The sequence below is a fragment of the Streptomyces sp. NPDC047841 genome (genome assembly GCF_040704085.1).
Lineage (GTDB): Bacteria > Actinomycetota > Actinomycetes > Streptomycetales > Streptomycetaceae > Streptomyces > Streptomyces argyrophylli.
In genome coordinates, this window is record NZ_JBEYRP010000007.1 from 25,275 (window position 1) to 37,492 (window position 12,218).

At 70.5% G+C, this 12,218-nt stretch carries 15 protein-coding genes; 10 read left to right on the top strand and 5 right to left on the bottom strand.

The window, feature by feature from the left end; translation table 11 throughout:
• Nucleotides 1-75: 75 nt before the first annotated feature.
• Both AB0947_RS12540 and AB0947_RS12545 read right to left on the bottom strand, forming a co-directional pair.
• Nucleotides 76-669 carry an isochorismatase family protein gene (locus tag AB0947_RS12540; protein ID WP_366750333.1) on the bottom strand — a complete coding sequence of 198 codons (594 nt, stop codon included), beginning with the start codon at nt 667-669 and terminating at the stop codon, nt 76-78.
• Nucleotides 670-763: 94 nt separating this feature from the next.
• Nucleotides 764-2,110 (bottom strand): nicotinate phosphoribosyltransferase, encoded by a 1,347-nt coding sequence (locus AB0947_RS12545; RefSeq protein WP_366750334.1) that lies wholly within the window; start codon nt 2,108-2,110, stop codon nt 764-766.
• Nucleotides 2,111-2,175: 65 nt separating this feature from the next.
• Between AB0947_RS12545 and clpS the strand changes: the two genes are divergently transcribed.
• The 8 genes from clpS (at nt 2,176) to AB0947_RS12585 (ending at nt 7,510) form a co-directional block, all read left to right on the top strand.
• Nucleotides 2,176-2,484: an ATP-dependent Clp protease adapter ClpS gene (gene clpS / locus AB0947_RS12550; RefSeq protein ID WP_014672994.1), complete on the top strand. Its 309-nt coding sequence runs from the start codon at nt 2,176-2,178 to the stop codon at nt 2,482-2,484.
• A 10-nt stretch (nt 2,485-2,494) separates the two neighbouring features.
• The gene (locus AB0947_RS12555; protein ID WP_366750335.1) at nt 2,495-3,100 is read left to right on the top strand and encodes a DUF2017 domain-containing protein; all 606 of its coding nucleotides are present in this window, start codon (nt 2,495-2,497) and stop codon (nt 3,098-3,100) included.
• A 330-nt stretch (nt 3,101-3,430) separates the two neighbouring features.
• A complete protein-coding gene (locus AB0947_RS12560; protein WP_366750336.1) occupies nt 3,431-4,849 on the top strand; it encodes an amino acid permease in 1,419 nt (472 codons plus the stop codon).
• A gap of 188 nt (nt 4,850-5,037) precedes the next feature.
• Nucleotides 5,038-5,460 (top strand): M67 family metallopeptidase, encoded by a 423-nt coding sequence (locus AB0947_RS12565; RefSeq protein WP_171155802.1) that lies wholly within the window; start codon nt 5,038-5,040, stop codon nt 5,458-5,460.
• 79 nt (nt 5,461-5,539) lie between these two features.
• Entirely contained in the window at nt 5,540-5,635 is a 96-nt protein-coding gene (locus tag AB0947_RS12570; RefSeq protein ID WP_309550412.1) for a putative leader peptide, read from the top strand.
• Between the two features lie 88 nt (nt 5,636-5,723).
• Nucleotides 5,724-6,002: a MoaD/ThiS family protein gene (locus AB0947_RS12575; RefSeq protein WP_366750337.1), complete on the top strand. Its 279-nt coding sequence runs from the start codon at nt 5,724-5,726 to the stop codon at nt 6,000-6,002.
• A gap of 17 nt (nt 6,003-6,019) precedes the next feature.
• Entirely contained in the window at nt 6,020-6,970 is a 951-nt protein-coding gene (locus AB0947_RS12580) for a cysteine synthase (protein ID WP_366750338.1), read from the top strand.
• A gap of 78 nt (nt 6,971-7,048) precedes the next feature.
• Nucleotides 7,049-7,510, top strand: coding sequence for a hypothetical protein (locus tag AB0947_RS12585; protein WP_366750339.1), 462 nt, complete (start codon nt 7,049-7,051; stop codon nt 7,508-7,510).
• A gap of 7 nt (nt 7,511-7,517) precedes the next feature.
• On the opposite strand, the gene AB0947_RS12590 is transcribed toward AB0947_RS12585, so the two are convergent.
• Nucleotides 7,518-7,976 (bottom strand): type II toxin-antitoxin system PemK/MazF family toxin, encoded by a 459-nt coding sequence (locus AB0947_RS12590; protein ID WP_366750340.1) that lies wholly within the window; start codon nt 7,974-7,976, stop codon nt 7,518-7,520.
• A 238-nt stretch (nt 7,977-8,214) separates the two neighbouring features.
• Here AB0947_RS12590 and AB0947_RS12595 point away from each other — a divergent pair, with 238 nt between their 5' ends.
• Nucleotides 8,215-8,967: an MBL fold metallo-hydrolase gene (locus AB0947_RS12595; RefSeq protein ID WP_366750341.1), complete on the top strand. Its 753-nt coding sequence runs from the start codon at nt 8,215-8,217 to the stop codon at nt 8,965-8,967.
• A gap of 61 nt (nt 8,968-9,028) precedes the next feature.
• On the opposite strand, the gene AB0947_RS12600 is transcribed toward AB0947_RS12595, so the two are convergent.
• Together AB0947_RS12600 and AB0947_RS12605 are read right to left on the bottom strand one after the other, a co-directional pair.
• Complete coding sequence (locus AB0947_RS12600) at nt 9,029-10,294, bottom strand: PTS transporter subunit EIIC (protein WP_366750342.1); 1,266 nt, start codon at nt 10,292-10,294, stop codon at nt 9,029-9,031.
• A gap of 157 nt (nt 10,295-10,451) precedes the next feature.
• Complete coding sequence (locus tag AB0947_RS12605; RefSeq protein ID WP_366750343.1) at nt 10,452-11,753, bottom strand: PTS transporter subunit EIIC; 1,302 nt, start codon at nt 11,751-11,753, stop codon at nt 10,452-10,454.
• 155 nt (nt 11,754-11,908) lie between these two features.
• Here AB0947_RS12605 and AB0947_RS12610 point away from each other — a divergent pair, with 155 nt between their 5' ends.
• On the top strand, nt 11,909-12,142 hold the full coding sequence (locus tag AB0947_RS12610; protein WP_014672981.1) for a glucose PTS transporter subunit EIIB: 234 nt from the start codon (nt 11,909-11,911) through the stop codon (nt 12,140-12,142).
• The last annotated feature ends 76 nt before the right edge of the window (nt 12,143-12,218 follow it).

Below are 12,218 nucleotides of genomic sequence, written 5' to 3' on the forward strand. Positions count from 1 at the left end.
GAGAGCGGCAGCAGGCCGGCGGGCGCGGCCCGGTGGCCGCCCGCGCGCTTGTCCGCGCCCCCCGCGGGCGCCCTCCTAGCCGCTCACCACGGGCTTGCCGGTGAGTTCCACGCCCGCCTCCCGCAGCTGCTCCAGGGCCCGCTCGGTGGTCTCGCCCGCCACCCCGGCCGTCAGGTCCAGGAGGACCTGCGTGCGGAAGCCCTCCCGCGCGGCGTCCAGGGCGGTGGCCCGTACGCAGTGGTCCGTGGCGATGCCCACCACGTCCACCTCCGTGATCTCCCGGGCGCGCAGCCAGTCGGCCAGGGAGACGCCGTTCTCGTCCTTGCCCTCGAAGCCGCTGTACGCGGCCGCGTAGGCACCCTTGTCGAACACGGCGTCCACCGCGCCGGAGGCGACGGCCGGGGCGAAGTTCGGGTGGAAGCCCACCCCCTCCGTGCCCGCGACGCAGTGCGCGGGCCAGGAGCGGACGTAGTCGGGGTTGTCCGCGAAGTGGCCGCCGGGCGCGATGTGGTGGTCGCGGGTGGCCACCACATGCCGGTATCCGGTGCCCGCCGCCTGGCCGATCAGCTCGGTGATGGCGGCGGCCACGTCGGCACCGCCGGCCACCGCGAGACTGCCCCCCTCGCAGAAGTCGTTCTGCACGTCTACGACGATCAAGGCGCGGCGCATGGTGGGTGTCCTTCGACTGAGAGTGAAGTAACTGAGCCTAGAGAATTCCGGGCTCTGGCGGGAGGGGGCGTCGAGGGGCGGACGGGGTCCCGCTCTAGCTACCCGAGCGCCCTTGGACGTACTCCGTCGGAATGACGGGTTCCCCCCTGGACAGCTGGATCGCGGAGAGCGGCAGATTCGCGCGGGCCGCGATGTGGCGGTCCCGGGCCACGTCCAGCGGCTCCCGGGCGACCACCTCGCCGCCCTTGACCAGCTCCACCAGCAGCTGCCGGTCGGCCAGCTCGGCCGGGACCGCCCCGGTGCCGATGACCTCGGCCTCCGCGACCCCCTCCGCGTCCAGCCGCCGCGCCGCCCACTTGCGGCCCCCGACGGACACCTTGCCGCCGCTGGACTTCTTCGCGACCGGCAGCAGCGGCGCCTTCGGGTCGGCGGATTCGGCGCGGGCCACCAGCTTGTAGACCATGGAGGAGGTCGGGTGCCCGGAGCCGGTCACCAGCTGGGTGCCGACGCCGTACGCGTCCACCGGCGCGGCGGCCAGCGAGGCGATGGCGTACTCGTCCAGGTCGGAGGTCACGACGATCTTCGTGCCGGTCGCGCCCAGCTCGTCCAGCTGCTGGCGCACCCGGTGGGCCACCAGCAGCAGGTCGCCGGAGTCGATGCGGACCGCGCCCAGCTCGGGGCCGGCCACCTCCACCGCCGTACGGACGGCCTCGGCGACGTCGTAGGTGTCCACCAGGAGGGTCGTGCCCCGGCCGAGGGTGTCGACCTGGGCCTGGAAGGCGTCGCGCTCGCGGTCGTGCAGCAGGGTGAAGGCGTGGGCGGAGGTGCCGACGGTCGGGATGCCGTAGCGGAAGCCGGCGGCCAGGTCGGAGGTGGTCGCGAAGCCGCCGACGTAGGCGGCGCGGGCTGCGGCCACCGCCGCCAGCTCGTGGGTGCGGCGGGCGCCCATCTCGATCAGCGGGCGGTCACCGGCGGCGGCGGCCATCCGGGAGGCCGCGGCGGCGATGGCGGAGTCGTGGTTGAGGATGGACAGGATCACGGTCTCCAGCAGGACGCACTCGGCGAAGCTGCCCTCGACGCGCATGACCGGCGAGCCGGGGAAGTACACCTCGCCCTCGGGGTAGCCCCAGATGTCCCCGCCGAAGCGGTAGTCGGCGAGCCACCGCAGGGTCTCGTCGTCGACGATGTCCCGCTCGCGCAGGAAGCCGAGGACCGCGGAGTCGAAGCGGAAGTTCTCCACCGCGTCCAGGACACGGCCGGTTCCGGCCACCACGCCGTAGCGGCGCCCGTCCGGCAGCCGCCGGGTGAAGACCTCGAACACGCTGCGCCGTTCGGCCGTACCGGCCTTCAGCGCGGCGCGCAGCATCGTCAGCTCGTACTGGTCCGTGAAGAGCGCCGTCGAGGGAACGTCCACCGGCAGCCCAAGGTCCGCTGTGTTCATGGCGAGGAATCGTACTCCCTTTTCGTCGGTGTGACGATTTATGGGGGCCGTGGCAGCATGGCTGTGTGACGTCACCCGCGCCCGTAGAGATCGAACGCACCGAGTCGGCGGAGGAGGTCTTCGCCGTACCCGAGCCCGACGTCCCCTGGGTCACCATCGTGCACAACGACCCGGTCAACCTCATGAGCTATGTGACGTACGTCTTCCAGACGTACTTCGGCTACACCAAGGACAAGGCCACCAAGCTCATGCTCGACGTCCACCACAAGGGCCGGGCGGTCGTCTCCAGCGGGACCCGCGAGGAGATGGAACGCGACGTGCAGGCGATGCACGGCTACGGTCTGTGGGCCACCCTCCAGCAGGACCGGAAGTAAACGCACCCCGATGCCCGGACACTTCGAACCGCTCCCCGGCGGCGGCGCGGCCGTCGCCCTCGACGACGTCGAGATCTCCATCATCCGGTCGCTGGCCGTCCAGCTCCTGGAGCTCATCGGTCCCGGACCCGGCGCCGACGCCCCGGACGACCCGCTCGCCGAGCTGTTCGCGCAGGGCCCGAGCGAGCCCCCCTCCGACCCGGTGCTGCGCAGGCTCTTCCCGGACGCCTACGGCGACCCGGAGGAGGTCCCGGCCTCGTCGGCGGAGGCCGAGGAGCGGCGGGCGCACTCCGCCGAGTTCCGCCGCTTCACGGAGAACGACCTGCGCGCCGGCAAGCGGGAGAACGCCCTCGGGGTGATCCGCAGCCTCGACGCGCTCGCCCCGGTGGACGAGGGCGGGGCGGTGCTCAAGCTGTCGCCCGACGAGTCCCGGCAGTGGCTCGGCGCCCTCAACGACCTGCGGCTGGCGATCGGTTCCCGGCTGGAGATCACCGACGAGGACGACACCGACCTGCTGTACCGGCTCCCGGACGAGGACCCGCGCAAGCCGATGGTCATGGCGTACCTGTGGCTCGGCGGGCTCCAGGAGACCCTGGTGACGACCCTGATGCCGTAGTTCGTACGGTTTCGCCCCCTCGGGGGCGTTCGCTCAGAGGACGCTCAAATCCGGATAACGATCCCGTCACCTTTGTAGCCGGTTTTGCCGCATTCGGGCGTTCTTTGTCCGCTTTTACCTGTGCGATGCGCCACACCCCACCCCTGTGATCAATATTGCGGCCGTGATAAATCTTCACGACCGCCCGGCCGACACCACCCACGTACGGCCGGGTGCGCCACCGAGCCGACGACCGTCGGCCAGGCAGACAACTCCATCATCCGGGGGGATCGAGACCCGATCCGAGGCCGACGAAAGGCCCGGGTCGGCATGGAGAAAGGCGCACCACACATGACCTCTGAGAAGGTCACCACCACCCCTGAGGAGGGGTACGAGCGAGGGCTCGGCAGCCGTCAGGTCCAGATGATCGCGATCGGCGGCGCGATCGGCGTCGGGCTCTTCCTGGGCGCCGGCGCGAACATCGCCAAGGCCGGTCCCAGCCTCATCCTGATGTACGCCCTCGCCGGCGTGATCATCTTCTTCATCATGCGGGCCCTGGGCGAACTGCTGCTCTACCGCCCGGTCTCCGGCTCCTTCGCCGAGTACTCCCGGGAGTTCCTCGGCCCGTTCTTCGGCTACTTCACCGGCTGGACGTACTGGCTGATGTGGGTCGTGACCGGCATGGCCGAGCTGACGGCCGCGGCGATCTACGTCCACTACTGGTTCCCCGGCATCCCGCAGTGGGTGACGGCCCTGGTCTTCCTCGTGGTCCTGTTCGTGGCCAACCTGATCTCGGTGAAGCTGTTCGGCGAGATCGAGTTCTGGTTCTCCATGGTCAAGGTCACGGCCCTGATCGGCATGATCGTGATCGGCCTCGGCGTGCTCACCTTCGGCTTCAGCGCCGCGGGCGACACCGCGCACGTGGCGAACCTGTGGCAGTTCGACGGCTTCTTCCCCAAGGGCATCGGCTCCTCGCTGATGACCCTCCAGGGCGTGATGTTCGCCTACCTCGCCGTCGAGCTGGTCGGCGTCACCGCCGGCGAGTCCGAGAACCCGGAGAAGACCCTCCCGAAGGCCATCAACACGCTGCCCTGGCGCATCGCGCTCTTCTACGTCGGTGCCCTCACCGTCATCCTGTGCGTGGTGAAGTGGACCGAGTTCGCGCCGGGCGTCAGCCCCTTCGTGAAGGCGTTCGCGGTCATCGGCATCCCGGCCGGCGCCGGCATCGTCAACTTCGTGGTGCTCACCGCCGCCCTGTCGTCCTGCAACTCCGGCATGTACTCCACCGGCCGCATGCTGCGCACCCTCGCCGACAACGGCGAGGCCCCGCGGGTCTTCTCGAAGCTGTCGTCGACCAAGACCCCCGCGCTCGGCATCACCGTCTCGGTGCTGTTCATGGGCATCGGCGTCGTCCTGAACTACGTCGTCCCGGAGAAGGCCTTCGGCTACGTCACCTCCGTCGCCACCGCGGCCGGCATCTGGACCTGGCTGATGATCCTGATCAGCCACGTCCTCTACCGCCGGGCGGTCGACGCGGGCCGGCTGCCCACCAGCTCCTTCCCGGCGCCGGGCGGCGCGGTGTGCTCCTACATCGCCATCGCCTTCCTGCTCTTCGTCACCGGTCTCATCGCCTACGACGCCGACTCCCGCGTCTGCCTGTACGTCATGGCGGTCTGGGCGGTCGCCCTCGGCATCGGCTGGCTGGTCCTGAAGTCCCGGACGCCGTCCATCGCGGACCGCCGCGATCCGGAGTTCGAGAAGGTGGGCTGACCCCGGAAGGTTTCCGGGGAAACCCCGGAAAACCCCGGGGCGGACCCCGCAAGACCCTCCGGAAAGGACGTCCGGCCGTCGGGAGCTCTCGTGGCGCCCCCGGCGGCCGCCGCTCAGGACGTCCGGCATGTGGGCCGTCCCGTACCACTCCTCGGTACGGGACGGCCCCTTTGCTTATCCTGACCCCCATGCTGACCATCACCCAGGCGCTCCACGACCAGATCGTCGCCCACGCGCGCGCGGACCACCCCGACGAGGCGTGCGGGGTGGTCGCCGGACCGGTGGGCTCCGGCCGCCCCGAGCGCTTCGTCCCGATGCTCAACGCGGCCCGCTCGCCCACCTTCTACGAGTTCGACTCCCAGGACCTGCTCAAGCTCTACCGCGAGCTGGACGACCGCGACGAGGAGCCGGTGATCATCTACCACTCCCACACCGCGACCGAGGCGTACCCCTCCCGGACGGACATCAGCTACGCCAACGAGCCCGGCGCGCACTACGTCCTGGTGTCCACCGCCGACACCGACGGCGCCGGAGAGTTCCAGTTCCGCTCCTTCCGCATCCTGGAAGGGGAGGTCACCGAGGAGGAGGTCAAGGTCGTCGAGGCGTACTGATCTCAGTACCCGGTCGGATGTAGTCCGGGATGTGGAATCACACTCCGGAACCCGGACCGGGAATCGATACGATGAGCCCATGGTTCTGAACGACGTGAGCGAGAAGGCGCCGGGCACACTGCTCGTGGCGCGGCTGCACGTCGATCTGTGCAGGCTGAACAGCGCCATCTGTTGACGTTCCCCGCCGCCGTACGGCCGTGAGCCGCGGCGTGCCGCGCCGCGCGCCCACACCTTCCGACACTTCCCGACAGGAGCCCGCAACCATGGCCATCGAGGTCCGCATCCCCACCATCCTCCGCCAGTACACCGACGGTCAGAAGGCGGTGGAGGGCAACGGGAGCACCCTCGCCGAGCTGTTCGCCGACCTGGAGTCGCGGCACGCGGGCATCCAGGCCCGCATCGTGGACGGCGAGCAGCTGCGCCGCTTCGTCAACGTGTACCTCAACGACGAGGACGTCCGCTTCCTGGACGGCATCAACACCAAGCTGACGGACGGCGACAACGTCACGATCCTGCCGGCCGTCGCCGGCGGCATGCGCTGATCGGTCACCGAGCAGCGATGCGCTACGACTCCCCGCTGGCCGCGGTGGGCAACACCCCCCTGGTGCGCCTGCCGCGGCTGTCGCCGTCCCCGGACGTGCGGATCTGGGCCAAGCTGGAGGACCGCAACCCCACCGGCTCGGTCAAGGACCGGCCCGCCCTGCACATGATCGAGCAGGCGGAGAAGGACGGCCGGCTGACCCCGGGCTGCACGATCCTCGAACCCACCTCCGGCAACACCGGTATCTCCCTCGCCATGGCGGCCAAGCTCAAGGGCTACCGGATGGTGTGCGTGATGCCGGAGAACACCTCGCAGGAGCGCCGGGACCTGCTCGGCATGTGGGGCGCCGAGATCATCTCCTCCCCGGCCGCCGGCGGTTCCAACACCGCCGTGCGCGTGGCCAAGGAACTGGCCGCCGAGCACCCCGACTGGGTGATGCTCTACCAGTACGGCAACCCGGACAACGCGGGCGCCCACTACGCCACGACCGGCCCCGAGATCCTCGCCGACCTGCCCTCGGTCACCCACTTCGTGGCGGGCCTCGGCACCACCGGCACCCTCATGGGCGTCGGCCGCTATCTGCGCGAGCACAAGCCGGGCGTCCAGATCGTCGCCGCCGAGCCGCGCTACGACGACCTGGTCTACGGCCTGCGCAACCTCGACGAGGGCTTCGTCCCCGAGCTGTACGACGCGTCCGTCCTGACCACCCGGTTCTCGGTCGGCTCGGCCGACGCGGTCACCCGCACCCGAGAACTGCTCCAGCAGGAGGGCATCTTCGCGGGCGTCTCCACCGGCGCCGCCCTGCACGCGGCGATCGGCGTCGGCCGGAAGGCCGTCAAGGCGGGCGAGAGCGCCGACATCGTCTTCATCGTGGCCGACGGCGGCTGGAAGTACCTCTCCACCGGCGTCTACACCGCGGCCACCACGGAAGAGGCCATCGCGACACTCCACGGCCAGCTCTGGGCCTAGGTGTCCCGCGGCGGCGGATCCGCGCGCGCCGGTGGTACGTCACATCCGTACCAGGACACCGGCAGAAAGGCGGACCCCATGCGCCGTACGACGCTCCTCGCCCCCGCGGCGGCAGCGCTGCTCCTCGCGGGCTGCGGCTCCCAGCAGGACACCGGGAGCAGCGACAAGGTGTCGGCGCCGGCCCGCACGGGCACGCCGTCGCCCACCGAGTCCGCCGGCGACTGCACCGGTCACGTCGAGCTGACGGCCGCCGATCACGGCCGTACCGTCTGCGTGACCGAGGGCGGCGAGGTCCGGCTGACCCTGGACGGCACCCGGGCCCGCCCCTGGCGCCCGGTCGCCGCGCGCGGTACGGGACTGGAGGCCGTCAACGCGGGCTTCGTACTCCAGCCGGGTGACGCCACGGCCGCGTACCGGGCCGTGGCCGCCGGCACGGTGGAGCTCACGTCGTCCCGCCCGCTGTGCGCCGAGCCGACCGCACCGGGCCAGGTCTCCTGCAAGGGCGTCGAGGACTGGACGGTCACCGTGCGCGTCCGGTGAGGCGGAGCTAACCGGCCAGGTGCCGGACCTGGTCCCACAGGACCGGGTCGACCACGCCCACCCGGCGGCGGAAGGCGTCCACCGGGACCTCGCGCAGCTCGTCGGTCCGCAGGAAGCTGGGCCGCCCCTGGGTGTCGCCGACCGCGCCGGGCGGCAGCGGGATCACCCCGCAGCGCTCGTCGTGGTACTTGCCGGTGATCTTCGCGACGGTGGCCCGGCCGCCGCGCACGGCCAGCACCAGACAGGGCCGGTCCTTGGCCCCGGCCCGGTCCTCGTAGGGGACCTCCGCCCACCAGATGTCCCCGGGGCGGGGCCGTACGGCGTGTGCCGTCCGCGTTCCCGGGCGGCCCGGGGCCCGCGGGCGCCGGCCACCGGGACGGTGCCCGCGGCCCCAGCCGTCGACGAGCGTGGCGACCAGCGCGAGCAGTACCACCGCCGCGAGCGCCAGCCACCAGGACGTGTCCATACGACGACGTTACCGGCGCGCGACGGACATCGCGCGCCCTCTTCCGATCCTCGTGCGCCCTGCTTCCAGCCGAACCGGTGACAGCGCAGGTGAGTTCGCCCACAACGGCCCCGGGCGGAGGAGCGACCCGCGCTTTCGCGCCTTACGCTCGACGGACCGCACGACCCCCGACAGCCCCCGCCCCTCAAGGGGTTTACGTCCCGCCCACCGGTTACCCGCCTACGGAGGTTTCTGCTTCATGAAGCTCACCGTCGTCGGCTGCTCGGGGTCGTTCCCGTCCGCGGAATCGGCCTGTTCGAGCTACCTCGTCGAGGCCGACGGCTTCCGGCTGCTCCTCGACATGGGCAACGGCGCCCTCGGCGAGCTGCAGCGCCACTGCGGTCTCTACGACCTCGACGCGATCTTCCTCAGCCATCTGCACGCCGATCACTGCATCGACATGTGCGCGTACTTCGTGGCGCGCTACTACCGCCATGACGGCGGCCGGTGCGACCCGCTGCCGGTCCACGGCCCCGAGGGCACCGAGCACCGCCTGACCACGGCCTACGCGGACACCCCCTCCGCCTCCTCGATGAGCGAGGTCTTCGACTTCCACACGGTGAAGCCGTCCACGTTCGAGGTCGGCCCGTTCACCGTGCACACCGAGCGGGTCCGCCACCCCGTGGAGGCGTACGCCGTCCGGATCGAGCACGGCGGCAGGTCCCTGACGTACTCCGGCGACACCGGCGTCACCGCGGCGCTGGACGAGCTGGCCCGGGACACCGACCTGTTCCTGTGCGAGGCCGCGTTCACGCACGGCAAGGAGAGCATTCCCGACCTGCACCTCAACGGCCGCGAGGCGGGACAGACGGCGGCCCGCGCGGGCGCGCGGCGACTCGTCCTCACCCACATCCCGCCGTGGACCGACCCCGAGGTGAACCTGCGGGACGCCCGTGAGGTGTTCGACGGCCCGGTGCACCTGGCGGCACCGGGACAGACGTACGAGATCTGACGCCACGCGCATACGGAAGGCCCCGGAACCGAAGAGGTTCCGGGGCCCTCCGTATACGCGGTTACTTGGCCTCTGCCTTCTGCAGTTCCGCCAGTTCCTCGTCGGACTCGCGGCCCGGGGTCGGCAGGTCGAACTTGGTGATCGCAAAACGGAAGATCACGTAGTAGACCACTGCGAAGCACAGGCCGACCAGGACCAGGCCCCACGGATTGCTCGCGATGCCCAGGTTGAGGCCGAAGTCGACCGCGCCCGCCGAGAAGCCGAAGCCGTCCTTCATGCCCAGCGCCCAGGTCAGCGCCATCGAGACACCGGTGAGGACCGCGTGGATCGCGTACAGGATCGGCGCGATGAACATGAAGGTGAACTCGATGGGCTCGGTGACGCCGGTGACGAAGGACGTCAGCGCCAGCGAGAACATCATGCCGCCGACGACCTTGCGGCGCTCGGGCCGGGCGCAGTGGACGATCGCCAGGCACGCGGCCGGCAGGGCGAACATCATGATCGGGAAGAAACCGGTCATGAACTGGCCCGCGTGCGGGTCGCCGGCCAGGAAGCGCGCGATGTCACCGCTCTTGCCGTGGTACTCGCCCGCCTGGAACCACGGGAACGAGTTGAGCAGGTGGTGCATGCCGATCGGGATCAGCGCACGGTTGGCGACACCGAAGATGCCCGCGCCGACCGCGCCCGACTTCACCAGCCACTCGCCGAAGTTGTGCAGGCCCGTACCGAGGACCGGCCAGATGTAGCCGAAGACGATGCCGATGACGAGGCCCGCGAAGGCCGACAGGATCGGGACGAGCCGGCGGCCGCCGAAGAAGCCCGCCCAGTCGGGCAGTTTGGTGCGGTAGAAGCGCTGGTACAGCAGGGCGACGACGATGCCCATCACCACGCCGCCGAGGACCTTGGCGTCCACCGGGGCGTTCTGCATGACGACCTTGCCGTCGACGACGGCGGCCACCTTCGGCAGGTTCTTGTCGGTGAACGTGGCGAGCACGTTCTTGAAGACCAGGTAGCCGACGACGGCGGCGAGTGCGGTGGAGCCGTCCGACTTCTTGGCGAAGCCGATCGCGATGCCGACGGCGAACAGCAGCGCCATGTTGTCGAGGATGGCGTTGCCGCCGGCCGCCATGAACGACGCTATCTTGGTCAGGAAGGCCGGGAAGGACGCGCGGCCCAGCATGTCGGTGTTGCCGAGGCGCACCAGGAGGGCGGCGGCGGGCAGCACGGCGACCGGCAGCATCAGGCTGCGGCCGATGCGCTGGAGCACCGCCATCGCTCCGGCGCCCTTCTTCTTCTCGGCCGCCGGTGCGGCGCTGGCCGTGGTCACAACTTCCTCCATCGGGCAAGGCGCCGCCCGGGAACCATGGAAGGGGACGGCAGCGTCTCTGGTCTACACCACCTGTGGTGTAGACCTGTTGTAGCACGATGAAGGCGGCGTAAGGAACCCGCGAATCCGCTACCGCGGCGCTACGCGCTGTGCGCCGCTAGACCTTGGTGACGTCCTCGACGTCCTCCGCCGGCTCCCGTCCCGGCGTCTTCAGGTCGAACCGCGTGATCGCGACGCGGAACACCAGGTAGTACACGGCCGCGAAGCACAGGCCGATCGGGACGATCGCCCACGGTCTCGTCGCCAGGTTCCAGTTGATCACGTAGTCGATCAGGCCCGCCGAGAAGCTGAAGCCGTCGTGCACCCCGAGCGCCCAGGTCACCGCCATCGACACCCCGGTGAGCACCGCGTGCACCGCGTACAGGGCGGGCGCGATGAACAGGAACGAGTACTCCAGCGGCTCGGTGATGCCGGTCACGAACGACGTCAGCGCGACCGACAGCATCAGGCCGCCGACCTCCGTGCGCCGCTCCGGCCGCGCGCAGTGCGTGATGGCCAGCGCGGCGGCCGGCAGCGCGAACATCATGATCGGGAAGAAGCCCGAGGTGAACTGGCCGGCGTCCGGGTCCCCGGCGAGGAACATGTTGATGTCGCCGTGCACGGGCCTGCCGCCCGGCGGCGTGTACGTGCCGAACTGGAACCAGAGGGGCACGTTCAGGAACTGGTGCAGGCCGATCACGAGGAGCGCGCGGTTGGCGACACCGAACACGCCGGCCCCCCAGGCGCCCGCGTCCCGCAGCCAGCGGCTCAGGCTCTCCAGCGCGTCGCCGACCGGCGGCCAGACCCACAGGCACAGCGCCGCGAACGCGATGGCCACGAACGCCATGATGATCGGCACCAGCCGGCGGCCGTTGAAGAAGCCCAGCCAGTCCACCAGCCGCGTGCGGTGGTACCGCGCCCAGAAGAAGGCCGCCAGCAGCCCCATCACGATGCCGCCGAACACCCCCGGGTTCTGGAACGTGAACGGCGTCACCGCCCCCACCCCCGCGCCGGAGCTCACCTGGCAGCCCACGTCCGGCACCGCCGAGGAGCCGCCCGGGCACCGCTGCGGGAACTGGTGCAGCACGCTGTAGTAGACGAGGAAGCCGGTCACCGCCGCCAGCGCCGTGGAGCCGTCCGCCTTCCTCGCCATCCCGATCGCGACCCCCACGCAGAACAGCAGGGGCAGGCCGAGCGAGCCGTCGAGCAGCGCGCCGCCCGCGCCCTTCATCACCTTCGAGACGCCGGTCCAGCCCAGACCGTCGGCACCGAACACGTCGGGCTGGCCGAGCCGGTTGAGGATGCCCGCCGCCGGCAGCACCGCGATGGGGAGCTGAAGGCTGCGGCCCATCTTCTGCAGGCCCTGGAACGCGCGGTGCCGACGGGCCCGCGCGGGACCCGCCGTGCTCGGTGCACTCATGGGTTTGGCGACCTTCCCCACGGTGGTGTAGACCAGTCGACGGACGGTTCCGCTGTCGTGATCGCCATCATCCGGCACGGACGGCATGACCGCTCGCGAAGATGGGCCAACTGTGGGTTACTGCGACAAAGCGGTTCGGAGCAGGGAGAAGGAACATGGCCAGCAAGGCTGAGAAGATCGTCGCCGGACTCGGTGGCATCGACAACATCGAGGAGATCGAGGGCTGCATCACCCGGCTGCGCACCGAGGTGTCCGACCCCGCTCTGGTCGACGAGGCCGCCCTGAAGGCCGCCGGCGCCCACGGCGTCGTCAAGATGGGCACGGCCATCCAGGTCGTCATCGGCACCGACGCCGACCCGATCGCCGCGGAGATCGAAGACATGATGTGAGCCGCCCCGGTTCACCCCGAAGGGGCTCTTCCCGACACCGGAAGAGCCCCTTCCCCGTGTACGGCTAGGCTCAGCG